Source organism: Sphingobium salicis subsp. salicis, assembly GCF_049472635.1.
Taxonomy (GTDB): domain Bacteria; phylum Pseudomonadota; class Alphaproteobacteria; order Sphingomonadales; family Sphingomonadaceae; genus Sphingobium; species Sphingobium yanoikuyae_A.
In genome coordinates this window covers 2,082,184-2,106,670 of sequence record NZ_JAYRCS010000001.1, presented here as the reverse complement: position 1 = coordinate 2,106,670, position 24,487 = coordinate 2,082,184, and the positions used below count along the sequence as shown (strand labels likewise).

The following is a 24,487-nucleotide window of genomic DNA, read 5'->3' as shown; positions in this document are numbered from 1 at the left end:
AGAATCTGCACACTGAGATAATTGGATTTTCTGCCTCGGAGCAGCCAGGAAGGCTGCGAGACAGGAGCAGAGAATGAGCAGACGACCCCGGCGCAACCACAGCCCGGCATTTAAGGCGAAGGTGGCGCTTGCCGCGATCAAGGGCGAGAAGACGCTGGCAGAGCTGGCGCACGACTATGATCTGCATCCCAACCAGATCACGACGTGGCGCACGCAGTTGCTCGAAGGGGCGGCGGGCGTGTTCGGCTCGGAGAAGGCGTCGGACGAACCGGCCGTCGACGTGAAGACGCTTCACGCCAAGATCGGCGAACTGACGCTGGCCAATGATTTTTTGGAAGGCGCGCTCGGCAAGGCAGGTCTGTTGCCGAGCGCAAAGCGATGATCGATCGAACGCACACCTTGCCGGTGAAGCGGCAGGCGAAGGAACTGGGGATCAGCCGGGGCAGTGTCTATTATCTGCCGCGGCCGGTTTCATCCGAAGACCTCGCAATCATGCGTCGCATCGACGCGTTGCATCTGGAGTTCCCGTTCGCAGGAAGCCGGATGATGCGCGACTTTCTTCGTCAGGAGGGCATCACGATCGGCCGCTGCCATGTCGCGAGCCTGATGAAGAAGATGGCGATCGAGGCGGTCTATCGCCGTCCCAGCACTTCCAAGCCGGCACCAGGACACAAGATCTACCCCTATCTCCTGCGCAAGCTTCCGATCGTGAGGCCCAATCAGGTTTGGGCGACAGACATCAGCTACATCCCCATGGCCAAGGGGTTCGTCTATCTCGTCGCCATCGTCGACTGGTTCAGCCGCAAGGTTCTCAGCCACCGGATCTCGATCACGCTGGAGGCCGACTTTTGCGTGGAAGCGCTCGAGGAAGCCCTGGCGCGCTATGGCAAACCGGAGATTTTCAATACGGACCAAGGCAGCCAATTCACGAGCCAGGCCTTCACCAGTGTGCTGATGCGAGAAAAGATTGCCATCAGCATGGACGGCCGCGGCGCCTGGCGCGACAATGTCGTGGTCGAGCGGCTGTGGCGCTCAGTGAAGTACGAGGAAGTCTACCTGCACGCCTACGCATGCGTCAGCGAAGCGCGCAGTTCGATCGGCCGATACCTGGGCTTCTACAACGCCCGGAGACCTCACTCGAGCCTCGGCGGACGTACGCCCGATCAAACCTACTTTGACAATCTGCCACAGGCCGTGGCAGCGTGAATTGGCCGCGACTTGCGGGGCGTCACTCCGGCCGGGCTACGCCCGACCTCCATGACGCCCCGCAGGCAGCAGCTTGAACAACCAAACCGCAGACGATCCACTTATCAAACGTCAAAGGCTGTTCAGACAAACCGAGCCACTTCTGAGAAAGCCTTTTCCAAACTCAAAGCGATGCTGCGAAAGGCCGAAGAGCGAACCGTCAGCAGCCTGTGGGATCTGATCGGTAAACTCGTCGGCATCTTCCAGCCAACGGAATGCGCCAACTACTTTAGCTCGTGCGGATATGACCCAGAATGATCGGAAAACGCTCTAATGAACATTTTTCGCGCCGATTCACAATTCTTGAACATTTCGAAGAAGTGGAAACCCGCATGAAGACTCGGTTTTATATCGTCGCCGATTCGCACATTGATGAGAAATGACAGACGCGACCGCGTGTCGGGATTTTCGGCAAGGCGCTTAAATAGCTCCGCAGCCGTGGCCGTGCTGGCAATCCGGGGCCTTAGGATCGGCAATTATCTGCCGATAAGTGGAATATTGATTCTTTAGCCGATCAGTTGGAAACGCTAGATTGGCAAGGCGTCATGACCTGCTTGCTTAGCCCAATGGGTAGCAAATCATGCGCTATTCTCATGCAGCCTCACATAATCGTCTACAGCCCGCCACTGGACACAGCTTCGGCATCGCGCCCCGATTATCCCGAGCCGATGCAAAGGGAAGGAGGGGGAAGGGAAGCGGAAGCAGCGGGCAGAGGGCTGTCCGCGGCTCCACTTCCTCAACCGCAGCACTGCCATGACAGGCGCTCGCTATGTGCGCATCAAGCGCTTCGCCGAGCTGACCGGCTACACCGAGAAAGCGGTCTATCGAAAGATCGCGGACGGCGTGTGGATCCACGGCCGCGAATATCGGCGCGCTCCCGATGGCAGCATCTGCATAGATATCGAAGGCTTCCAGAAATGGGTAGAAAAAGGCCAGGCACTGGCGTCGAGCCGCTGAAAAGCTGCATTCGTGTCCGCTTCCGCTGGAACGGCAAGCTCCATCGCGAAACGCTCCAACTCGAACCCACCTCCGCGAACATCAAGGCGACCGAGCGCATGATGGCGCGGGTCCATCAGGAGATCGACCTCGGCATCTTCGACTATGAGAGCACATTTCCGAAATCCGGGACAAAGGCATCGGGCACCGGCTTCACCACCTTCGCGAAACAGTGGCTCGAAACGCTTGTTGTCGAGAAATCGACGATGTCGGACTATATCGGGGCGATCAACAAGGTCTGGTCGCCGACCTTCGGCGAGCGGCCGCTCAAGAGCATCAAGCCGAGCGAGATCAAACGGATCATCGTCGAGCGATCGAAGCGGGTCAGCGGCAAGACGGTCAACAACAACCTCATTCCCCTGCGCGGGATTTTCGAACTCGCGATTGATGACCTGCTGATCGATCGATCGCCGATGGAGCGGATCAAGAGCCTTAAATATCAGAAGCGCGAGCCCGATCCGTTCGATCGCGAAGAAACTGAGCGCATCCTCGCCTATATCCGCGACCATTATGACGAGCAGGTCTGGAACTGGTACGAGTTCGCCTTCGGCACCGGCATGCGCCCCAGCGAGCAGATCATCGTCCAGTGGCGCGACGTCGACTGGAAGGGGCAGACAATCCGGGTTGAGCGTGCCCGCGTCCGCGCCGTCGTGAAATCGACGAAAACCCGAACCGTGCGGGACGTCGACCTCACCCCGCGCATGATGGCCGTACTGCAACGCCAGAAGATCCACAGCTTCATGCTTGGCCTCGATTCGCCGATCTTCCTCAATCCGGCCAGCGGCACACCCTGGCCTGATGTGCAGGACCAGCGGAAGCTCTACTTCCATCCCGCCCTGCGCGCGCTCGGCATCCGCAGCCGGGACGCCTACCAGACGCGGCATACCTACGCGACCACCGCGCTGATGGGCGGCGTGAACCCTGCCTATATTTCCCGGCAGCTCGGCCACAAAAGCGCGGCGATGCTGTTCAAGCACTATTCGAAATGGATCGACCAGGGCGATTTCGGTCGCGAGGCGGCGAAGCTCAGTCAGATCTACGGCTGAGTCGCGGCAAGCGAGGAGGGCCGCGAGCCTCGGGTGCCGAGTTACATTGAAAGGATTGACGATATTGAGCTCCCGCGTCACGAAGCCGTCCTGCATATCTTCGGACAGGAGCAATGTGCAGCCGGCTTCCGCGGCGGCGGTGACGATGAGTGCATTCCAAAACTGGAGCTTGTGGTCACTACGAGATTCGTAGCCGCCAGCGCGATTCTCGCCTCCGAAGCCGATGTGCCGAACGCTTCGAAAAATTCGAGCAGGATCGCGCGCGCTTCCTCGGCGCTGGCTCCGCTACAGCGCAGGACGCGACAAGTTCTCCGAGCGTCTGGGCGGGAACGACCAGGCTGGCGGCATCGCCAAGCCGCTCGATCAGTTCGCGCGCTTGCGCGATTTTGGCTTCATCCTCGGCCCCCGCGGCTTACGCCGGCAAGGTAGGCGAGGATGTTGCTGTCCACAGCTACGCGGGTCATTCGTACAGATTGTCGCGCGACCAGCCCCCCCCGAATTACGGACAGACAGGCCCGCGGCGAAAGCCAGCATCTTCTGGGTCGACTGCTTGTCCTGATGGCGGTCGACCGGCATCACGCGAGCGACGGGCCGCCGGCGCGACATCACGGTAAAGCTCGCTCCCTCGGAGACCTCGCGCAGGAGCTCCGAAAAGTGCTGGTTGGCCTCGCTGGCGCTGATCGCTCTGTCCATCCGCAAAATATGGTGGAAAACCCTCGTTTCGGCAACGGAGGATGCGTGCTCACCCGTGGGAAGGGGTTGTCAACGGTCCCGAAATGGGGGTGAAAATCCGGCCGGAAAACCTCAAATGTGCCACAAAAGTGCCACGAAAACCGAAAATTCCCGGTTTTATCCAGCAATTTCAACCACTTAAGTGGTGACCCCTACGGGAATCGAACCCGTGTTTCAGCCGTGAGAGAGCGCCGTCAAGACGTCTGGGGATGCCCTAGGACACCTTCAATTTCATATACCTAGCGCTCTGCCATCCTTGTTGATCCGAGGCAATCCTGCTATAGCAAAAGGACAAGAAATCGGATGGTCCCTTTCGCTTATGGCTCGCCTAGTTGCCGACGTTCGTATCCAGGATCGGGCCGTGCGCCTGCGCCTGCCGGTCAAGACCAAGGCCTATTGGCGGCTCGTCTCCGAGGGCTTCCATATCGGCTATTACAAAGGCGCGCGGAAGGTCAGCTGGGTGGTCCGTTTTCGGCGCACCGACGTGCCTAATGCCTATTTGAACGCGACGTTGGGCGAGCCGGACGATGTCCGTGCCGCTGACGATGATACGATCCTCAGCTGGAAGCAGGCGCTGGCAAAGGCGCTCGAATGGGTCGAGCGGCAGACGAACGGTGCGCCGGCGGCGCTAGACCCCAACATCACCGTCGGGATGGCGATCTCGGCCTATGTCGTGCGACGCGATGCGCGGCGCGCGGCGCAGGCGGGGAGGGAGGTCCGGTCGGACGCGCACTACAAGCTCAACAAGCATGTCCTTGGCGACAAGCAGATGGCAGGACTGGCACTCAAGGATTTGTCAGAAGCGGATTTACGCGCTTGGCAGAAGCGGCTGGCGCGGCAGAAGTTCACCAGTACGCAGCGACTGCTCAACGATTTCAAGGCAGCCCTCAATGCGGCTTGGGCTGAGCATCGTAAGGTCCTTCCGGTCGATCTGCCGCTGACCATCAAATATGGATTGTCCCTCGAGGCCCCGGCCGTCACCGAGTCCAAGGCCCGAGAGAACCAAATTTTGGCCGATGCCGAGGTGCGCCGGATCGTCGCGGCAGCCTGCGCGATGGACGCGGATCTGGGGCGCCTGGTCGCGGTCATGGCGGCGACCGGTGCGCGCTTCGCGCAGCTGCGGCGAATGCAGGTCGCAGACGCTTTGCTCGAGCGGAACCGGCTCATGATCCCGCAATCCTACAAGGGTAACAAAAAGAGTAACGAGCATATTCGCGTAGCGATCGGCGACGATATCGTCGAACTGCTGCGGCCGATCGTTGCGGACCGGTCGTTAAGTGCACCATTGCTCGAGCGCTGGCGTGTCCGTCAGGTATCTGCGGTCAAATGGGAACGCTATGAGCGTGGTCCATGGAAGTCTCCGTCAGAAATGACCCGTAGCTGGAACTTGGTTGTGAAGGAGGCGGGGTTGCCGGCTGCGACCATCCCCTACGCTCTGCGGCACAGTTCGATTGTACGCGGCTTGCGCATGGGCTTGCCGATCCGGCTCGTAGCAGCACTTCACGATACCTCTGTGGTTATGATCGAGCGCCATTATTCGCGGTGGATCGTCGATGGGCTTGACGATCTCGTCGCCCGGGCTGTCGTCCCGCTGATTGGCACCGCTGTCTGACGTTGCGCATCGCTTCATGCGAGCAGGCGCGGGACCGAGCCGAAACTCTTTCGCTCATCAATGACCTGGCATTGGGGAAAGGGAGCTATACTGATCGGGGCTAATTGAATTGAGCGCCTAACTGCAATGGTTGAGCGAAGTGCGGCTGGACTACCGCAGACCCTCCACGGAGCTAAGATCAGAAATCATCGATCGATCCAGGACATGAATGTGGGGCGCATCGACCGTAGCGGGTATGGATGCCTCGCCAGTCCTTGAACCTGCCGAACATATTCTTGATCCTGTGGCGCTGGCGATACAGCATGGTGTCGTGCGGGATCGGGTCCTTCCGGTTTACCTTTGACGGGATGCAGGCCGCAATGTTGCGTTCGGTGAGGGCTTTGCGGAACCAGTCGGCGTCATAGCCTCAATCGCCGAACAGAGCTTTGGCACGGAGCAAGGCGTCGAGCATCAGTGCGGCTACCTTGTAGTCGCTCATATGGGATTTGCTCAGCAGTGCGACCAGCGGTCGGCCTTTGCCATCGCACACAATGTGGAGATTCAGAAAGGAAAGTGCGTGGGGATCACTCCCCACGCCCTTACCTACTCAAGCCAAATCAGCTTACAGCTTGCCGATCAGTTCCGGCACCACCTTGAACAGGTCACCGACCAGGCCGATGTCGGCCACCTGGAAGATCGGCGCATCCTCGTCCTTGTTGATGGCGACGATGGTCTTGCTGTCCTTCATGCCGGCCAGATGCTGGATCGCGCCGGAAATGCCGACGGCGATATAGACTTCCGGGGCGACGATCTTGCCGGTCTGGCCGACCTGATAATCGTTGGGGACATAGCCCGCATCGACCGCAGCGCGCGAGGCACCGACGGCCGCGCCCAGCTTGTCGGCCAGCGGCATGATATATTCCTCGAAGGTCGGACCGTCCTTGAGCGCACGGCCACCCGACACGATCGCCTTGGCGCTGGTCAGCTCGGGGCGTTCCAGCTTGGCGATCTCGGCGCCGACGAAGGAGGAAATGCCCTTGTCGCCGGTCGAGGCCACGGCTTCCACCGCGCCGCTGCCGCCGTCCTTGGCCGCCTTTTCAAAGGCCGTGCCGCGAACGGTGATGACCTTCTTGGCGTCCTTCGACTTGACCGTCGCAATCGCGTTGCCGGCATAGATCGGCCGAGTGAAGGTATCTTCGCTCTCGACCGACAGGATGTCGCTGATCTGCATGACATCGAGCAGGGCGGCGACGCGCGGCGCGATATTCTTGCCGTTGCTGGTGGCCGGCGCGACGAACGCATCATGATGGCCCATCAGCTCGACGATCAGCGGCGCGACATTCTCCGGCAGCGCATGGCCAAAGGCCGCGTCATCGGCGACATGGACCTTGCCCACGCCGGCAATCTTGGCGGCTTCGGCGGCAACGCCGTCGACGCCCTGGCCGGCGACCAGCAGATGGACTTCACCCAGCTTGGCTGCAGCGGTCACGGCGGAAAGGGTCGCGTCCTTGACGGCGCCGCCCTCATGTTCAACCCAAACGAGCGTCTTCGTCATGCTGCAACTCCCAGAGCCTTGAGCTTGGCCACCAGTTCATCGACGTCGGCAACCTTGATGCCGGCCGAGCGCTTGGGCGGTTCGGAGACCTTGAGCGTCTCCAGACGGGCGGCAATATCGACGCCGTAATCAGCCGGGGTCTTGTTCGCCAGCGGCTTGGACTTGGCCTTCATGATGTTCGGCAGCGACGCATAGCGCGGCTCGTTGAGGCGCAGGTCGGTGGTGATGATCGCCGGGGTGTTGAGCTTCACCGTCTCCAGGCCGCCATCGACTTCGCGGGTGACGTTGACCTTGTCGCCCTCGACCTCGACCTTGCTGGCAAAGGTGCCCTGCGGCAGGTTCAACAGCGCGGCCAGCATCTGGCCGGTCTGGTTGCTGTCGTCGTCGATCGCCTGCTTGCCCAGGATGATCAGGCCAGCGCCTTCCTCTTCCTGAACCTTGGCGAGCAGCTTGGCGACACCCAGCGGTTCGACCTCATCATCGGTCTGGATCAGGATGGCGCGGTCCGCGCCCATCGCCAGCGCCGTGCGCAGCGTTTCCTGCGTCTTGGCGACGCCGATCGATACCGCCACGACCTCGGTCGCCGCGCCCTTTTCCTTCAGGCGAATGGCTTCCTCGACGGCGATTTCGTCGAACGGGTTCATGCTCATCTTGACGTTGGCCAGGTCCACGCCCGTGCCATCCGCCTTCACGCGCGGCTTTACGTTGTAATCGATAACCCGCTTCACGGGCACAAGGATCTTCATAGAAACCTTCCTCTCTGTAATGGTCGGACCATTATTAGAATGGATTTGGCTGTCAATAGGTTTCGGTCTGGCCATTGCGCCTTTCAGGGCGACCACTATAGATTGCTGTTATCATTCGGAGCTTATGACATGGCGCTCACGCCTTCGACCAAACCCAGTTTCGCCCCCATAAAAACGCAGAGGGCATTTGAGATCATTTGCGAGCAGATACGGGCGCAACTGGCTGCGGGAAGTTTGAAAGCCGGCGATAAATTGCCGGCTGAACGAGAGTTGGCAGCAGAGTTCCAGGTCAGCCGCAGCGCCCTGCGGGAAGCATTGCGCAGTCTGGAAGTTGCCGGCATCATCCGCAATGTGAAGGGGGTGAAGGGCGGGGCGTTCGTGCAGACAGCCGAACCGGATCGCATCGTGCAGGCGATGCAGGATTATGTGCATCTGGGCGATATTTCTCTCGCCGAACTGACAGAGGCACGGCTGGCGCTTCAGGATATCATCGTGCGACTGGCGTGCGAGCGGGCGACCGAGGCCGATCTGGCTGATCTGGAAGCGATAGCGGCACGAACGAAGCAGGAAAGCGATGTCGAAGCGCGCTATCAATGTGCGGTGGAATACTATGCGGTGTTGGCCCGTGCGACGGGGAACCGCATTTTCGGCATTTTCGTGAATTCGCTCTCTGCGATTCTGCACGAGTTCGTGCGGGGGCCGGATTATGAGATGCTGCAACAGTCGCTGATCGAATCCCGCTTCAGATTGGTGCGCCATCTGCGCGCCAATGACAGTGATGCGGCCGTCGCGGAAATGCGCAAGCATCTGGAGCGCGTGCATCGCCATGTGCGCAAGAACAGCAAGGCAGCCAGGGGCTGATAGTCCCCATAACCCAATAACCGGATAAGGGCCCATCCGTGCCGCCATCTGGCAGTTGACCCATCTTGCACCTCATGTGATAGGTAGGACCATTAAATATTAAGTCCTAATCATGGGTGAGGATATGGCGGAAAACGGGATGGCTGTCAGCGCAGGGGCACTGGACGGGGTGCGCGTGCTGGATTTTACCAGTGTCATGGCGGGGCCTTTCGCCACGCGGATGCTGGCCGATCTTGGCGCGCAGGTGATCAAGGTGGAGTCGCTAGAGGGCGATCAGGTGCGGGCGCGGCCGCCGCTACGTGAAGGGTTCAGCGCCTATTTCGGCAACCTTAACGCAGGCAAGCAGAGCATCGCGTGCAACCTGAAATCACCCGAAATGGTGGCGCTGATCAAGCAGATGGTTGCAAACTGCGATGTGCTGGTGGAAAATTTCAGGCCGGGCGTGATGCAGCGGTTCGGGCTGGATTATGCTACGCTGCAGGACATCAATCCCCGCCTCATCTACTGTTCCATCTCCGGCTATGGCCAGACGGGGCCAAAAGCGCTGTTCCCGGCCTATGCGCCCGTCATCCATGCGGCCAGCGGCTTCGACATGGTCAATCTACGTTATCAGGACGGGGCGGAACGACCGGCGACCAGCGGCATATTCGTTGCGGACGTTCTGGGCGGAACCCATGCCTTCGGTGCGATTCAGGCTGCGCTCTACCAGCGTGAACGGACGGGCGAGGGGCAGCATATCGACGTATCCATGCTCGAAGCGATGGTCGGCATGCTGGTGTTCGAAACGCAGGAGGCGCAATTTCCCGGCGACGCCCGGCGCCCGCTCTATACGCCGCTCAAGACCCGCGATGGGTTCATCATGGTTGCGCCAACATCACCGCGCAATTTCGAGCAGCTTGCCGATGCGGTTGGTCATCCGGAATGGCGGGACGATCCGCGCTTCCGCACCAGTGCCGATCGTAACGCTAATTGGGCGACCCTGCTGGCCTTGACCGAAAAATGGACAGAGCAGCATCTTGCTGAGGAAGCGGAAACGATCCTTTCGGGGTACGGCGTTCCTTGCGCGCGCTATCGCGAGATAGGCGAACTGCTGGACGATCCGCAACTGGCGGTGCGTGGCGCCTTTGCCGAGATAGCGGATGGCGCCGGGCGCTACAAAGTGTCCAATCCGCCGTTCCGTATGAGTGGCTCGCGGGTCGAAGCGCGCGATCATGTGTCATGTCTGGGGCAGGATGGCGCAGCACTTCTGGCCGGACTTGGGCTGGATGACGACCGGATCGCAACCTTGCGAGAGAAGGGCGATCTGCTCTGACAGGAAAAGGGCGGGGATATACCCGCCCTTGCAAGGATCGAAGAGCGGGAGGCGTTGCGCGTCCCGCCCTTAATTTTATCGCAGCAGTTCGCGCGCGATCGTGTTCTTCTGGATTTCCGACGATCCTTCATAGATGCGGGTGATGCGAATGTCGCGATAGAGACGTTCGACCGCAAAGCCCCGGCAATAGCCGGTGCCGCCGAATATCTGGACCGCCGTATCTACCGTGCGGCTGCCCGCTTCGGTGGCGAATAATTTCGCCATGGACGCCAGTTCGCGCCGTTTCTCGCCCTGATCATAACGCCATGCGGCATCGAGCAGGATCAAGCGTGCGGCCCGCATGTCGGTCGCCATGGTGGCGATATAGTGGCGGATCGCCTGGAAGTCGGAGATCACGCCGCCAAAAGCCGGACGTTGCTTCGATTCCTCGATCGCCAGTTCCAGCGCATATTCGCCCATGCCCACAGCGGTCGCGCCGACATTCATCCGGCCTTCGTTCAGGCCTTCAAGCGCATAGTGAAAGCCCCGGCCCAGTTCGCCGATCAGGGCGTCTGGGCCGACCTGGCATTCATCGAAACTCAGTTCGAAGACGCCCGGTGTTGCGGTCCCCATAAGTTCGATCGTACCGGTGACCGAGAAGCCGGGCGTATCGGCCGGCATCAAAAAGGCAGAGATGCCGCCGCGCGCGCCTGCCGATTTATCCGTATAGGCATAGACGATCACATATTTGGCCTTCTTGCCATTCGAGATGAATGTCTTGCTGCCGTTGATCAGCCAGCCATCTGCGTTGCGGACGGCGGTGGTGCGCATAGATCCGGGGTCCGAACCGCTATTAGGTTCGGTCAGGGCGAAGGCGATCGGGATTTCGCCGGTTGCCATACCAGGCAGCAGGGCTTCACGCTGGGCTTCCGATGCATGATACATGATATTTTTTGCGCCCGGCCCCATCAGCGGGCGCAGTTCGGTCCAGAATTGCGGAGGCAGGCGCGCAAGTTCGATCTGTACCGCCGCCTGCGCGAGGGCGCCAAGGCCAAGCCCGCCATATTGTTCGGGAAGGGCCATGCCGAAATAGCCATTGTCAACCAATGTCTGACGCACGATCGGCGGGACATTGCCGGTTTCCTGAAATTCGATCTCGTAGGGCAAAAGGTCGCGAACGATAGTGCGCGTCACCTCACAAAATTCCCGGACATCGTCTGGCAGTTCAAAATCCATGAGCAACCTCCTTTTCACTCGAATCCGCAGCACGATTATGCCGTGGCGTGAAATGGTCCTACCATTTGTCTAATGGTCAGTCCATTAAAAGCTTTGTCGCTCTTGGCGGGTGCGGAATCATCCTTTAGGAGTCGGAGACAAGACCGACGACCCGGAAAGGGCGCGGGCGGAGGGTAACAAGAGTAAGCGGCATGGCGACCGATCCGTTCGACCTCAATCTGCGGCACCTGCGCGCTCTGCTGGCAATACGCGAACATGGCAGCATCACGGCCGCGGCCGATGTCGTGAGCCTGTCCCAGCCCGCTCTGACTCAGGGGCTGGCCAAGCTGGAGCGGCAGTTCGGCTATAGTTTTTTCGAAAGGCGATCGGGCGGGATGGTCCCCACGGCAATGGGGGAGATCGTCATCGAGCGGGCCAGCGCAGCGCTGGACCATTTATCGCAGGCGGCCAAGGGTCTGTCAGGCGTGTTCCAATATCCCGAACGGCTGATGACGATGACCCAGTTGCGGGCGTTTCTGGCGCTGGCAGAAGCGGGCAGTTTTGCAGCGGCGGCCCATGGCAGCACTTTGTCGCAGACGGCCGTGCACCGGGCCGTCGGCGATCTGGAGCATATGATCGGTGGCAAGCTGGTGGAGCGGCGGGGGCGGGCGGTGTGGCTCAATTCGGCCGGCAAGAAGTTGGCGCGCGGGACGCGCCTGGCTGTTGCGGAGATCGTGGCGGCGCTGGCTGATATTGGCCGCGATAGCGGCAGCGGCAGTGAATTGATCGCTTTTGGTGCCCTGCCGTTGTCTCGCCCCTATCTGGTGCCGGCCGCCATGGCCCGGATGGCGCGAAGCGATCCGCGCGCTGCCTTTAAAGTACTGGAAGGCAGTTGGCGTGAACTTGTCGAACCGCTGCGTGATGGCGTGATCGACATCATCGTCGGCGCATTGCGTCCCTATGAGATCGCCGACCTCTATCAATTGCCGTTGACGGAAGATCGGCTCGTGATTGCGGCCGGCAGCCAGCATCCGCTGGCCGGCGTGGAGAAGCCAAGCATGGAGCAACTGGCGACCTATCCCTGGATTGTCGCCCCCGCCAATTCACCGCTGCGCGAGCAATGGGAAAATCTTTTTGCAGAAGTGACGACACCCTCGACGCCTGTTGAATGCGGATCGGTCATGATCATCGGCCGCTTGCTGACAGAGGGCAATTTCTTGACGCTGTTGTCGCCCGATCAGGTCGCGCTCCAAATCCGGAGCGGATTGTTGACGCAGGTCGGCCCCGCTCTGGAAGGGACGAAGCGTGTCGTGGGCATTACCACGCGACGCAGTTGGCGACCGACCGCTACACAGCGTCGATTTCTGGAAATGCTCGGGGACGCAGCGACGGGCGAGACCGCAGAGGGCGCCCCCTCTGATCTGCGGGCATCTGGCTGGGTCTGATTATCGGGTCGGGGGTCAGGTCTCGGGTGCCTGGAGCGCTTCAATCCGCAATCTGAGCCGATGGGCGAGCGATGGGCGCACTGCCTCGCCCGCCAACAGTTTTCGCCAGGTATTATAGCTGATCCCGAACCGCGCGTTGAGCGCTTCATCGGTCCGTCCTGTTGCCAGGACTTGCATTTGGGCAATGATATGATCGTCCAGATGCACGGCTGGGCGATGACTGCTCTGTTTGGTCTCCACTTCGGAACCCCGCTTCAGTCAAGCTTCATCCAGATAGCCTTGGTCTCAAGATAGTCCTCGATATGGTGCGGCCCGGATTCCCGGCCAAAGCCACTCATCTTGTAGCCACCAAAAGGAACAGCAGGATCGAGCATCTGATAGCAGTTCACCCAGACCGATCCGGCGCGAATGCCGCGCGCCATACGATGCGCCGTTGCCAGATCGCGGGTCCACACGCCGCTGCCCAAGCCGAATTCCGTGGCATTGGCGCGGGCGAGCACCTCTTCGATCGTGTCGAAGGTGAAGGCGGACAGGACAGGGCCAAAAATTTCCTCGCGCGCGATGGTCATGTCGTCCGCAACGCCGGTGAAGATGGTCGGTTCGATGAAATAGCCGGCATCATAGCCTGTACCGCGCATGCGGTTGCCGCCGGTCAGTGGCTGCGCGCCTTCCTTGTGTGCGCTGTCGATGAAGGCCAGAATTTTGTCCATCTGGGGGGCTGAGACGACCGGGCCGATCTGGGTTTCTGGATCGAGCGGATCGCCGACACGGATCGTCTTAGTATAGGCAGCAAGTCGTTCCATGAATTCGTCATGGATCGTGGACTGCACGAAAAGGCGCGTGCCAGCCGAACAAATTTGCCCGGCATTGGCGAACACGGCCATGGCGGCGGCGGGAACCGCCTTTTCCAGATCAGCATCGGCAAAGACGATATTGGGCGACTTGCCGCCGAGTTCGACGGTGACGCGCTTCATCGTCGGTGCGGCGGCATGGAGGATTTTCTCGCCGACACCGGTAGAACCGGTGAAGGCGATCTTGTCGACGTCGGGGTGGCTGGACAGGGCTGCACCGGCATCGCCCAATCCGGTAACAATATTGATGACACCTTCGGGTACACCGGCTTCCAGGCATAGTTCGCCAAAGCGCAGGGCGGATAGTGGCGTCTGCTCAGCGGGCTTCATGACTAGGGTGCAGCCGGTGGCCAGAACCGGCCCGGCTTTCCAGACGGACATGCCGATCGGACCGTTCCAGGGGTTGATCGCGGCAACGACGCCGATCGGTTCCTTCAGCGTATGCGATATAACATCGCCGGGTGCATTATTGTCGATTGTGTCGCCGGTGATCAGCATCGCCTGCCCGGCATAATAGCGCAGCAGCGCCCCGGCGCGCGCCTTGCCCATGATGGTGCGGCTATAGGGCGCTCCAAGGTCCAGCGTGTCGAGCATCGCGAGTTCCTCGTAATGCTCTTCGACCAGATCAGCGAGGCGCAGCATGATGCGCTGGCGCTCGACCGGCTTCATCGCGCGCCAGGGGCCTTCAAAGGCGGCGCGGGCAGCCTTTACCGCGCGATCGACATCTTCTGCGCCACCTTGCGCTACCGTGGCGAGCAATTCACCCGTCGCGGGGTTGCGGGTTTCGAAACGCTTGCCTGACAGGGCGGGGACACGCTTGCCGCCGATCAGCATATCCTGCTGCGGCGTGTCGAGTAGGGCGGGGCGGGGCGGGATGGTCATCATGTTCATGGCATTCTCTCCGGTGCCGCGATCAGGCGGCGATATTCGATTGATGAGCGTCTTCCAGAATGAAGCGCGCCGCCCGCTCAGCGATCATCATGGTGGGCGCGGATGTGTTGCCGCTGATGATCTCCGGCATGACCGACGCATCGACCACGCGCAGACCGGCCACGCCGCGCACGCGCAGGCGCCCGTCAACCACGGCCATGGGATCGCTGTCCGGCCCCATCTTGCAGGTGCCGGTCGGGTGGTAGGCGGTGTTGACGATCTTGCGCAGGGCCGCGTCGATCTCCGCGTCGCTTTGATATTGCGCGCCCGGCTCGATCTCCGCGCCGGTCATGGCGGCAAGCGCAGGCTGGGCGAAGATGCGCCGGGCTTCACGGAAACCGGCGATTAGGGTCTTCATGTCATAAGGATCGGCGAAGAAATTGGGATCGATCACCGGCTTGTCTTCCGGGCGGTTGCTAGCCAGCCGCACCGATCCGGCGCTTTTGGGACGCAGCAACTGGATCAGCGCCATATAGCCATGGCGGCGGGGAATGGCGCGGGCGTCGATCTTCAGCCCGACCAGGAAGGTAATCTGGATGTCAGGTCGGCCGCTTCCGTCGGTGCAGAGGAAACCGCCGCATTCCGCGACGTTGGACGCCAGCATGCCGGTGCGGTTGGTCAGATATTTCAGCGGGCTGGCAAGGATGCGGGGCAGTGCCTTGGCCGAAATGGCGTAGGATTCGGCCGAGGGATTTTCCATCGCCACATGGACGGTCGGATGGTCCTGAAGATGCTGCCCGACACCGGGCAGATGATGGACCAGATCGATCCCCATATCCTTCAGATGGTCCTGCGGGCCGATGCCGGACAGCATCAGCAATTGCGGCGAGTTGGTCGCGCCGGCGCACAGGATGATCTCTCGCCGGGCGCTGACCGTGCGGCGCGCACCGTCCTTCTCGATTTCCAGGCCCACGGCCCGGCCGCGATCAAACAGGATGCGGCGCACCAGGGTTTCGTCCAGAACCGTCAGGTTACCGCGTCCCAGCGCGGGATGCAGAAAGGCGCGCGCACTCGACAGGCGGGTGCCATTGCGCTGGTTGAGGTCATAGCGGCCAAAGCCATCCTGCCGTACACCGGCAAAATCATCGTTGCGATGATGGCCTGCCTGCGCGGCGGCATCGACGATGGCGCTTGCGATCGGGTTCCAGCTTTTGGGCTTCTGGACATCCAGTTCACCGCCCTTGCCATGCCAGGCTCTGTCAGGGCCGGCATAATTTTCTACAGATTTGAAGGCGGGGAGCACGTCGGAATAGGACCAGCCGCGATTGCCGGCATCGGCCCAGGCGTCGTAATCGGCCATCTGGCCCCTAATATAGACGCCGCCATTGATCGCGCTGCACCCGCCGAACAGCTTGCCACGCGGGAAATTGATCTGGCGGTTGTGGACAGCGGAATTGCCGGCAAGCGACTGCTTCCAGTTATATTTTTCATGAGGCAGTAGGAAGATATTCCCGACCGGCATGGCTGTCTTGATGTTGACCGGCCATTTCCTGTCGGACGGCCCGGCTTCGATCAGGGCGACGCGATTGGCGGGATCGGCGGACAGGCGATTGGCCATCAGGCTGCCGGCCGAACCGGAACCGATCACGATATAGTCGAAGGCGTCGCTCATATGTGCATGTCCTTGCGGCCGAGTGGCGGAATATGGCCCCGCACGGCGATGAAACCGATGGCGTTGAGCAGCATCAATGCGGCCAGCGCGCCAAAGAAGCCCAGATTGCTCCAGCCGATCAATATGGCGCCGGCGATGGCGCTTACGATCGCGCCTGCTCGCCCGGCCGCGCCCATCAAGCCAAGACCCCGCGCGCGCAAGACGGTGGGAAAGGCATGAGCGCCGACTGCGAACATGGCGGATTGGGCGGCGCTGGCGAAAAGGCCAAGCGCACCGAGGCAGGCGAGCACCGCCCCTTCATTGCGACCGCCATCGATCGGCAGCAGAGCCAGCGTCGCGCATACGCTCGCGCCGACGACAGCCATCAGGATCAAGACCGGTCGCGACCCGAAGCGGATGATGGCAAGGCTGGCGATCATCGCGCCGGTGGTGCCGCCCATGTTGAAGCTGGTCAGGCCAAGGCTGGCGGTCTGAAGACCGAACCCCGCGCTGTTGAGCATCGTCGGAGCCCAGTTGAACATGAGGTAAATCATGAACATACCCGAAAACATGGCAATCGACAGCGCCATCGTATCGCGCAGCAACGCAGGCCCGAACAGCTTGCGCATGGGCTCATAATGCACGGCGTCGCGCGTCGTGTGCGCCTGATGCCTGACCGATGCCGGATCGGGATGGCCGATGCGGCGCAAAATATGTTCCAGCTCGTCGGCACGATCAGGGCGTTGTGCGAGATAGCGGGGAGATTCCGGCAGGACCGACCATAGCCAGGCTACAAAAAGGAGCGTCGCCGTGCCGCCAATGTAGAAGAGCCAGCGCCAGCCAAGACCGGGCAGGATCAGGGCGGCGGCTATCCCGCCCAGTATCCCGCCGATGGAAACGCAGACCACACCGAATGTCACTGCGATGCTGCGCCAGCGGACCGGGGTGAATTCCGCGATCATGGCGCTCGCCGTGCCCGGCACCCCGCCCAGCCCGACGCCTCCCAGCATCTTGAGTATCGCCACCTGCCACAACGCATCGGCGAAACCGGTCAGCAGCGTCGCCACGCCGAAAATGGCGACGCCGATGATCAAAGCGCCGCGCCGCCCGAACCGGTCACCGACCCAGCCCGACGTCAAGGTGCCGACCGCCATGCCGACGAAACCCAGCGCAAACACCGACCCCAGCGCCTCCCGTCCAATGCCCCATTGCTTGAGCAGCGACGGCGCAGCCAGGCCGAGCATCTGGTTGTCGAGCCCGTCGAGGATGACGGTCGCGGCGATCATCAGCACCGACCATAGCTGGAAAGCCGACATCGGCAGGTCGTCCAGCATGGATTGCGAGCTGCTGCTGTCTATCGTGGCAACCGCCAAGACATTCTCCTTACCCTTGGGCCGTTTTCGACCGCTTATTCATTTTCTGGCCCGGCATTGAAAAACCGGAATTTCGTATTTTAGATATCGAGCACCAGCGTCGGTGTTTTGGAACCCGAACAGCAGACCATGATCGATGTGTTGGCGGCCTTGTCCTCATCGGTCAGGAAATGGTCGCGATGGTCGGGGACGCCGCTCAGCACTTTGACTTCACAGGTGCCGCAAATCCCCTCGGCGCAGGCAAAGCCGATATCGACCCCGGCGCTCAGCAGAGCGTCCAGCATGGTTTCCCCTTCATCGACGCTGATGGTCTTGCCGCTCTTGGCCAGTTCCAGCGTATAGCCGCCCTCGGTGGCGACTTCCGTTTCCGCCGAGAAATATTCGATATGGGCGTGGCCCTTGGGACGGTCGCAATTGGTGGCGACGAATGCCTCGAGCATACCGCCCGGCCCGCAACAATACAGATGCGCATCGGCAGGAGCGGCGGCACAGATGGCGGCGAGGTCCAGCCGGCGGCCACCGGGGATGCCGTCATAGGCGATTTCCACTCGATCATGGTCGGACAGGCGATCGACATAGGCAGCACGATCCGGGCTGGCGGCGACGTAATGGAGTTCCCAGCTACGCCCCAGCTTTTTCAGCCGGGCGATCATCGGCAGCATCGGGGTAATGCCGATGCCACCCGCGATCATTACCGTGTGGCTGGCATCTTCCACCATCGGGAAATTATTCTTCGGGTCCGAAATGTCCAGGATCTGGCCCACGCGCCATTGTTCATGGATGTGGCGCGACCCGCCCCGGCTGTCGATCGCGTGATGCACCGCGATCTCATAATGGCTGCGAATGGCCGGGTCGTTGACCAGCGAATAGCTGCGGGCGAGGCCGGGTGACAACTGGACGTCGACATGGGCGCCCGGTTCAAATGCGGGCATCAGGCCGCCGTCCACGGGTTCCAATATATAGCTGTTGATCCCTTCCGCTTCCCAACGGATGTTCTTCAATCTTGCGCGCATCTGCCTCTCCATCTGGTGCGATGCGTGTCTTGGCAGGGCCGGGCCATCATGGATCGACGGACCGGACGAGCCGCAAAGCATTTCGTCACCCTCATATCCTTGTTCAGGAGGCCGGCGCTTGGATCGCGCCGGCCTCGGTTGTCATTCTATTCCGCCGCCTCGACCTGTTCGGGCCAGCGGACCGCCTTGGCCAACGCGGCTGCATAGGCGTTGGCAAGCGTGTCGTTGGGATCATGCAGGAACGATCCGGCACGGGCACGATAGAAGATGCTCGGATCTTCGATACCCGGCGGCAGGGTGCCCTTGTTCGCCAGCGCACGGGCGGCCAGCAACACCCGGCGACGCACGCGGGCGATCATCTGGTCGGTCGGCGCCAGATTCTCGAAACTATGGTCCGTGATCGGTCCCATGCTCTCCGTCACCGCCTGATCCTGCATTGTGATATTGGGGATGCCAGTGAATTGCGTGCCGTTGCGCTGCGATTCCCTGTCGATGGCCCAGTCATTGGCCTGGCTGTCGGGCGATCGCCAGCGGCCATACCAATCGGTCGTGTTGGGCGCATATTCCAGCGGCGCGAAAAGTGGCGTCCCATCCTTCAGCGTCGAGGTGTAGGCCGGATTGCCTGCATCGACTCCACAGGTGATGTCGAACAGCATGGAATGCTCGTCGTCCATCGGCACCCAGGCGCGGGCGATGGCGCGGGTATGGAAACGGTTGTTGGGCGTCTGCGTCCAGAAGGGGAACATGTAATGGGCGACGCGCCAGCTCATCTGGCCATCGTCGTTCGGGCGATAGCCGCCATACATGACGCCCCAGTCGGACTGTGCGACCTCATATTCCGGAGCGCGGTTGAGTACGGTCGGGCGCATCGGATGATCTTCATCCAGATCGTCCGCCTCAATCGAGCCGACATGAAGGAAGCCGACATGGCTGGTGTCGATGTCCCCCTCCAGCGCCTGAAGCCAGTTGCAATCACGTTGCAGGCACCAGATTTCCGCGTCGGGATGCATGGTCGCCTCGATTTCGGGCAGCGGTGGCGGGCTCGCCTGGTTCTCGCCCATATAGACCCAGATCAGGCCATTGGCCTCATGAGTCTTGTAAGCCTTGGCATGCACCTTTTCCTTGAAATCCATTCGCGCCGGGACGGAAGGCATGTCGACGCACTTGCCGTCCACATCGAACTTCCAGCCATGATAGACGCAGCGAATACCATTCTGCTCGTTGCGGCCGATGAACAGCGACGCGCAACGATGTGGGCAGCGATGGTCCATGATGCCGACGCGGCCTGAACTGTCGCGAAAAGCGATCAACTTTTCGCACAGGATCATCAGGCGGACCGGGTCGCCATCTGCCGTCACTTCGGACGACAGGCAGGCCGGCAACCAATATTGACGCATCATCGTGCCCATGATCGTTCCCGGTCCCACGCGGGTCATGTCGGCGCTATCACTGGACTGCATGGCTCAGCCTCTTCCTTGTCTTCGTTGTTGTACCCTGGTCGTGATCTCGCTGTATCACGACACATGAAATCTTGTTTCTCCTAGCTAGAGGGTCGCTCGCGGCGACCCCAATCGGAATGTGGTCGGACCATTCAATAATCGGGACGATGTTATTGCGCGCTTCTTCCTTTTGCTGCTTCACCAAGCTCAGGCGGCATCAAGCCGCGTCGTTAAGGGAGAGTATGGGTATGCCTTTCAGCTTCAAATCCTCGGTCGCAGCATCGGCCCTCATTGCCATGATGGTCGCCGCGCCGGCTTGGTCACAGACGGATCAGGGCGCGCCCCAGGATGCCGCCGCACAGCCCAGCATGTTGCCTGAAGATATTGTCGTGACGGCAGAGCGTCGTGAGTCGACCGTGCGTGAAGTGCCATTTTCAATAGCCGCCTTTGGCGGCGAATTGCTGCGCCAATCACAGGTGTTCAGCCCCGCGGCGCTGACCCAGCAGATGCCGGGCATCACCGTCAACACATCCGACAAGTCACTGTCGATCGTGGCGATACGCGGCAATGTGTCGACGTTCCGCACGGCCACGCTCGACACGCCGGTCGCTTATTTCATGGACGATGTCTATTATGTGTTCAACAATGACTTGAACGCCAATTTCTTCGACACGCAGCGGGTCGAGGTGCTGCGCGGGCCGCAGGGTACCCTGTTCGGCCGTAACGTCGTGGGCGGTGCGATCGCCGTCATCAGCAATAATCCGGAGATGAAGGAAGACTGGTTCGGTCAGGTGACAGCAGGCAACGGGGCCTATGTCCGCACCGAAGGCATGGTGAACGGCGTGCTGGTGGATGACAAGCTGGCCTTTCGAGCGGCATTTAGCACGGAAACGTCGAACGGCCTGATCGATACGCCCAACCAGAAGGGCAGCTATGGCAAGACCGATGGCGTCGCCATGCGCGGCAAACTGCTGTTCCGGCCGACCGATACGCTCAAGATCGTCCTGTCGGGGGACTATAGCTACACGCAGGGCAACGGCGGTGCGATCAGCCTGGGTATCGGCGGCAATCAGGTCGTTCCCGCTAGCTTTGGCGACTATGATGACAGCAAGTGGACGAATAACGACTTTGCTCGCTCGCCCTATCGCCAACGGCTGCGCGGGGGCTATCTGCGCGGCGATCTGGATCTGTTTGGCGGCACGCTGACGTCGATTACCGGCTACCGGATGAACGACAGCCATGCGACCAACGACGATGTACCGGTCGCCACGCAGGTTCCTGTCTTCGATCGCCGGCAGGTGGTGAAGAATCGCAGTTTCACGCAGGAAGTCCGCTTCGCCTCCGCGCCGGGCCGTCTGTCTTATGTTGTGGGCGGTTATTTCCTGTCAGCGGATGTCTCGACGACGAACATCTTCAACTACAGCCCGCTGCCCGGATCGGCCGTCAACGCGACTGTCCGGCGCAATCCGGGCGTGACCAACATCACGCGCGAACAGGAAGGCAATGTCCGCAGCCTCGCGGTATTTGGTGAGGCGACGTTCGAAGTGACCGATGGCCTGTCGCTGGTCGCAGGTGGACGCTACACGTCGGATCGCAAAAAGATCGACTATCACGCTTTTTCCACCACGGACGCAGGCGCGATTCCCGGTTTCGGCTTCCCCGGCGAAGTGTTCGCGTCGGGTGGCAAGACATGGAATGCCTTCACGCCGCGGGTGACGGTCAAATATCGTCCGATGCAGAACGTGAATCTCTATGCCACCTGGGCAAAGGGCTTCAAATCGGGCGGCTTCGTCGACAATGCCTATCTCAACCCGACGATCCCGCTGGAGCCGGAAAAGGCGCAGAATTACGAAATCGGCGCGAAGTCTCGGCTGTTCGACAATATGCTCGATTTCAATGTTGCGCTGTTCAAGCAGAAGACGAAGAATCTCCAGAATTTCTCGGGCGCGGGCGGCATTGCGCATACCTATAATGGCACGTTGAAGATGAAGGGCATCGAGGTTGAATCCGTGCTCCGTCCGCTCGACGGTCTGCGCCTGACTGGCAACTGGACCCATCTTGTCGGCACTTACAGCGACCTGCGCGATCCGCTGGTCAATCTCGATTATTCCGGCAACCCGGCTAAATTCGCGCCGCGGGACAGCTTCACGGTCGGGGCCAGCTATGATCTGGCTATGGCGAACGGTGCCAAGCTCACGCCGCAGGCCGATTTCAACTATTCCGCGCGCATTTCCACGGACGACGCCAACACGCTGCGTCTTTACGACAATCTCTATAATGACACGAAGGGGCGGACGCTCAACGCGCGGCTGAATTACGAAGGTGCCGATGGGCGCTGGACGGTCGGCATCTGGGGCAAGAACCTCACCAACAATTATCAGATCGTCAATGCAGACGACATCACCGCCTTTCTGGCGGTGCCGGGCAACGGCACGACCTATTGGAAAATCTTCACCAACACGCCGCGCACCTATGGCGTGACGCTGTCGCTGCGCCCCTGAAGCCGATGCAATCGGGGAGTGGCCCTGGCCGCTCCCCTCGATTTTACAGGATGAACGATGGACGATAATTTCGAACTTCCCGCCAATGGCAGCTTCTCCTTTGCCGGGCGGGCTGCGCTTGTCACGGGGGGCGGGCGGGGCGTCGGCGAAGCCGTCGCGCGGGAAATCCATGCTGGCGGGGGGCGGGTCGCGGTCAGCGATGTGGACATGGATGTGGCACAGGCCGTTGCCCACTCCCTCGACCCGTCGGGAGAGACGGCGATAGCGCTGCAGCTGGACGTGCGCGAAAAATCGGATTTCCTGGCGGCCAGGGACCAGATTGCAGCGCTCTGGGGCAAGACCGATATCGTGGTGAACAATGCCGGCTTTGCCAAGCGGACGCCGACGCAGGACATCAGTCCGGAAGAATTTGACCTGATCGTCCAGATCAATATGCGCAGCGTGTTCCTGAGCTGTCAGATATTTTCCGAACATATGCGCGAAAATGGCTATGGGCGGATCGTCAACATCACCTCGCTCGCCGGGCAGAATGGCGGCACGGTGGCCTCGCCCCATTATGCCGCCTCAAAGGCCGGAGCGATCATGCTGACCAAATATTTCGCGCGCTATCTGGCCGGGACTGGCGTTACAGTAAACGCCATCGCGCCGGGGCCGATCGATACGGCCAAGGCGCGCCTGTCCGCCGAACAGATCGCCAGGGTCGAAGCGGAAGTGCCGGTGGGGCGCTTCATGGCCGTAGGCGAAATCGCGGCCGCCACGGCGCTGCTGGCATCCGACCGGGGCGGCTTCTTTGTCGGGGCGACGCTCGACATGAATGGCGGCCTTTATCTGCGCTGATCCCGGTTCGCGACGTTGGTTTCCCGCTTTTCTTATGGCTTTACGGCATTGCGATTGGCGCTCGCCGGTTGGGACTCCATAATTACAACCAACAATAGGGTAGCGCCGGAACCGTCTAGCGGGCCGGCCGAACAGATGGAGAGATTATGTTCATTTACAACGCCTGGTATGTGGCCGCCTTTGCCGCCGATATCGAACCCGGCAAGACGCTGGGGCGCAGGTATCTGAACAAGGCGGTTGTGTTGTTCCGGACCGAAGATGGCCAGATCGCAGCGCTGGAGGATCGGTGCAGCCACCGGGCCATGCCCCTGTCTGCCGGGCATGTCGAAGGCAATATCCTGCGTTGCTGCTATCATGGCGTCGAATTTGACGGTCGCGGCACCTGTACCCGCATTCCCAATCAGGCACGTATTCCGGCTTCTGCCAATGTCCGCCACTATCCCGTGGTCGAAAAGGATCATCTGATCTGGATCTGGATGGGCGAACCGGCGCTGGCCGACCCCAGCGTGATCGTCGACAGCCCCGAACATAATGATCCGGCCTGGACATGGCGGCCCTATACTTTCCCGGTGAAGTCGAACTGGCAACTGATCATCGACAACATCATGGACCTGACCCATGTGCCCTATATCCACGCGCGCACCATCGGGGGAAATCCGGAGCAACATTATAACGCGGATACCAAGGTCGAATTTGACGGCCGCCGCGTGACCCTGCTGCGCAAGATGCCCAATTCGATCCCGCCCAAATCCTATATCGATGCAGGCGGCTTCAAGGGGCGAGTCGATCGCTGGCAGGAAGTACGGTTCGAACCGGGCATCGGCATGACCTGCCGGGTCAATGCCGGTGGCTGCGATGCGGGGACCGGCGCCTATGAAGGGCGTCGCAACAACGGCTTCATGCTGGCGAACAACCATTTCATCACGCCAGAAACGGAAACGACCAGCCACTATCTCTGGACGATCTGCACGACAGCGCCCAAGGAAAGTGGCGTACCCGACACGCTGTTCGACCAGTTTTTCGATACCATCACCGAAGATGAGGAAACGTTGGAGGCGCAGCAACGCCGGATCGATGATGAGCCGGGGCGGCCCTTCGTGGGCATCGCCAGCGACGGCGCCGTCAACCAGGCGCGCCGCCTCCTGAGCAACATGCAGGAAGCGGAAGAAGGCGGAAAGGTCGCGGCCTGATGGCGCGCCCTTGCGTATGTCGATAACATAGTGGCTTGC

General features: G+C 60.8%; 19 protein-coding genes and 1 pseudogene. 11 read left to right on the top strand and 9 right to left on the bottom strand.

What is annotated here, in order from left to right; translation table 11 throughout:
* The first annotated feature begins 73 nt into the window (after positions 1-73).
* From VHN57_RS10150 to VHN57_RS10135, 4 genes and pseudogenes are all read left to right on the top strand, one after another.
* Positions 74-1,206, top strand: a protein-coding gene (locus tag VHN57_RS10150) for an IS3 family transposase (protein ID WP_148564904.1) whose coding sequence is annotated in 2 segments (ribosomal slippage) — positions 74-335 and positions 335-1,206 — 1,134 coding nt in all. Because the reading frame shifts where the segments join, the coding sequence is not laid out codon by codon here.
* 144 nt (positions 1,207-1,350) lie between these two features.
* Positions 1,351-1,503, top strand: a pseudogene (locus VHN57_RS10145) (IS630 family transposase); the annotation flags it as partial.
* A gap of 513 nt (positions 1,504-2,016) precedes the next feature.
* Complete coding sequence (locus VHN57_RS10140; protein WP_423283744.1) at positions 2,017-2,202, top strand: excisionase; 186 nt, start codon at positions 2,017-2,019, stop codon at positions 2,200-2,202.
* Entirely contained in the window at positions 2,163-3,287 is a 1,125-nt protein-coding gene (locus VHN57_RS10135; RefSeq protein WP_082166157.1) for an Arm DNA-binding domain-containing protein, read from the top strand. Before VHN57_RS10140 ends, VHN57_RS10135 begins: the two co-directional genes overlap by 40 nt.
* A gap of 363 nt (positions 3,288-3,650) precedes the next feature.
* Here VHN57_RS10135 and VHN57_RS10130 read toward each other — a convergent pair whose 3' ends face one another.
* Positions 3,651-3,980 carry a type II toxin-antitoxin system Phd/YefM family antitoxin gene (locus VHN57_RS10130; protein WP_082166158.1) on the bottom strand — a complete coding sequence of 110 codons (330 nt, stop codon included), beginning with the start codon at positions 3,978-3,980 and terminating at the stop codon, positions 3,651-3,653.
* Positions 3,981-4,380: 400 nt separating this feature from the next.
* Between VHN57_RS10130 and VHN57_RS10125 the strand changes: the two genes are divergently transcribed.
* Positions 4,381-5,631, top strand: coding sequence for a tyrosine-type recombinase/integrase (locus VHN57_RS10125; RefSeq protein ID WP_051887101.1), 1,251 nt, complete (start codon positions 4,381-4,383; stop codon positions 5,629-5,631).
* A 601-nt stretch (positions 5,632-6,232) separates the two neighbouring features.
* Here the strand turns inward: VHN57_RS10125 and VHN57_RS10120 are convergent.
* Entirely contained in the window at positions 6,233-7,165 is a 933-nt protein-coding gene (locus VHN57_RS10120) for an electron transfer flavoprotein subunit alpha/FixB family protein (protein ID WP_037523217.1), read from the bottom strand.
* The gene (locus VHN57_RS10115; RefSeq protein WP_375188798.1) at positions 7,162-7,911 is read right to left on the bottom strand and encodes an electron transfer flavoprotein subunit beta/FixA family protein; all 750 of its coding nucleotides are present in this window, start codon (positions 7,909-7,911) and stop codon (positions 7,162-7,164) included. Before VHN57_RS10115 ends, VHN57_RS10120 begins: the two co-directional genes overlap by 4 nt.
* A gap of 129 nt (positions 7,912-8,040) precedes the next feature.
* Between VHN57_RS10115 and VHN57_RS10110 the strand changes: the two genes are divergently transcribed.
* Entirely contained in the window at positions 8,041-8,772 is a 732-nt protein-coding gene (locus tag VHN57_RS10110; RefSeq protein WP_037521810.1) for a FadR/GntR family transcriptional regulator, read from the top strand.
* 139 nt (positions 8,773-8,911) lie between these two features.
* Positions 8,912-10,084 carry a CaiB/BaiF CoA transferase family protein gene (locus VHN57_RS10105; RefSeq protein WP_237235404.1) on the top strand — a complete coding sequence of 391 codons (1,173 nt, stop codon included), beginning with the start codon at positions 8,912-8,914 and terminating at the stop codon, positions 10,082-10,084.
* A gap of 75 nt (positions 10,085-10,159) precedes the next feature.
* On the opposite strand, the gene VHN57_RS10100 is transcribed toward VHN57_RS10105, so the two are convergent.
* Entirely contained in the window at positions 10,160-11,299 is a 1,140-nt protein-coding gene (locus tag VHN57_RS10100; RefSeq protein ID WP_037521813.1) for an acyl-CoA dehydrogenase family protein, read from the bottom strand.
* 191 nt (positions 11,300-11,490) lie between these two features.
* On the opposite strand from VHN57_RS10100, the gene VHN57_RS10095 reads away from it, so the two are divergent.
* On the top strand, positions 11,491-12,723 hold the full coding sequence (locus tag VHN57_RS10095; protein WP_037521814.1) for a LysR family transcriptional regulator: 1,233 nt from the start codon (positions 11,491-11,493) through the stop codon (positions 12,721-12,723).
* A 254-nt stretch (positions 12,724-12,977) separates the two neighbouring features.
* Here VHN57_RS10095 and VHN57_RS10090 read toward each other — a convergent pair whose 3' ends face one another.
* The 5 genes from VHN57_RS10090 to VHN57_RS10070 form a co-directional block, all read right to left on the bottom strand.
* Positions 12,978-14,465 carry an aldehyde dehydrogenase family protein gene (locus VHN57_RS10090; protein ID WP_155276483.1) on the bottom strand — a complete coding sequence of 496 codons (1,488 nt, stop codon included), beginning with the start codon at positions 14,463-14,465 and terminating at the stop codon, positions 12,978-12,980.
* Positions 14,466-14,487: 22 nt separating this feature from the next.
* Positions 14,488-16,116, bottom strand: coding sequence for a GMC family oxidoreductase (locus VHN57_RS10085; RefSeq protein ID WP_037521815.1), 1,629 nt, complete (start codon positions 16,114-16,116; stop codon positions 14,488-14,490).
* Positions 16,113-17,468, bottom strand: coding sequence for an MFS transporter (locus VHN57_RS10080; protein ID WP_423283739.1), 1,356 nt, complete (start codon positions 17,466-17,468; stop codon positions 16,113-16,115). Before VHN57_RS10080 ends, VHN57_RS10085 begins: the two co-directional genes overlap by 4 nt.
* 80 nt (positions 17,469-17,548) lie before the next feature.
* Entirely contained in the window at positions 17,549-18,481 is a 933-nt protein-coding gene (locus VHN57_RS10075) for a PDR/VanB family oxidoreductase (protein WP_037521816.1), read from the bottom strand.
* Between the two features lie 146 nt (positions 18,482-18,627).
* A complete protein-coding gene (locus VHN57_RS10070) occupies positions 18,628-19,941 on the bottom strand; it encodes a Rieske 2Fe-2S domain-containing protein (RefSeq protein WP_037521819.1) in 1,314 nt (437 codons plus the stop codon).
* Positions 19,942-20,162: 221 nt separating this feature from the next.
* Here VHN57_RS10070 and VHN57_RS10065 point away from each other — a divergent pair, with 221 nt between their 5' ends.
* The 3 genes from VHN57_RS10065 (at position 20,163) to VHN57_RS10055 (ending at position 24,448) form a co-directional block, all read left to right on the top strand.
* Positions 20,163-22,421, top strand: a complete 2,259-nt coding sequence (locus tag VHN57_RS10065) for a TonB-dependent receptor (protein ID WP_237235401.1) — start codon at positions 20,163-20,165, stop codon at positions 22,419-22,421.
* Positions 22,422-22,478: 57 nt separating this feature from the next.
* A complete protein-coding gene (locus VHN57_RS10060; RefSeq protein ID WP_278985464.1) occupies positions 22,479-23,258 on the top strand; it encodes an SDR family NAD(P)-dependent oxidoreductase in 780 nt (259 codons plus the stop codon).
* A gap of 146 nt (positions 23,259-23,404) precedes the next feature.
* Positions 23,405-24,448, top strand: a complete 1,044-nt coding sequence (locus VHN57_RS10055; RefSeq protein ID WP_037523177.1) for an aromatic ring-hydroxylating dioxygenase subunit alpha — start codon at positions 23,405-23,407, stop codon at positions 24,446-24,448.
* Positions 24,449-24,487 lie beyond the last annotated feature (39 nt).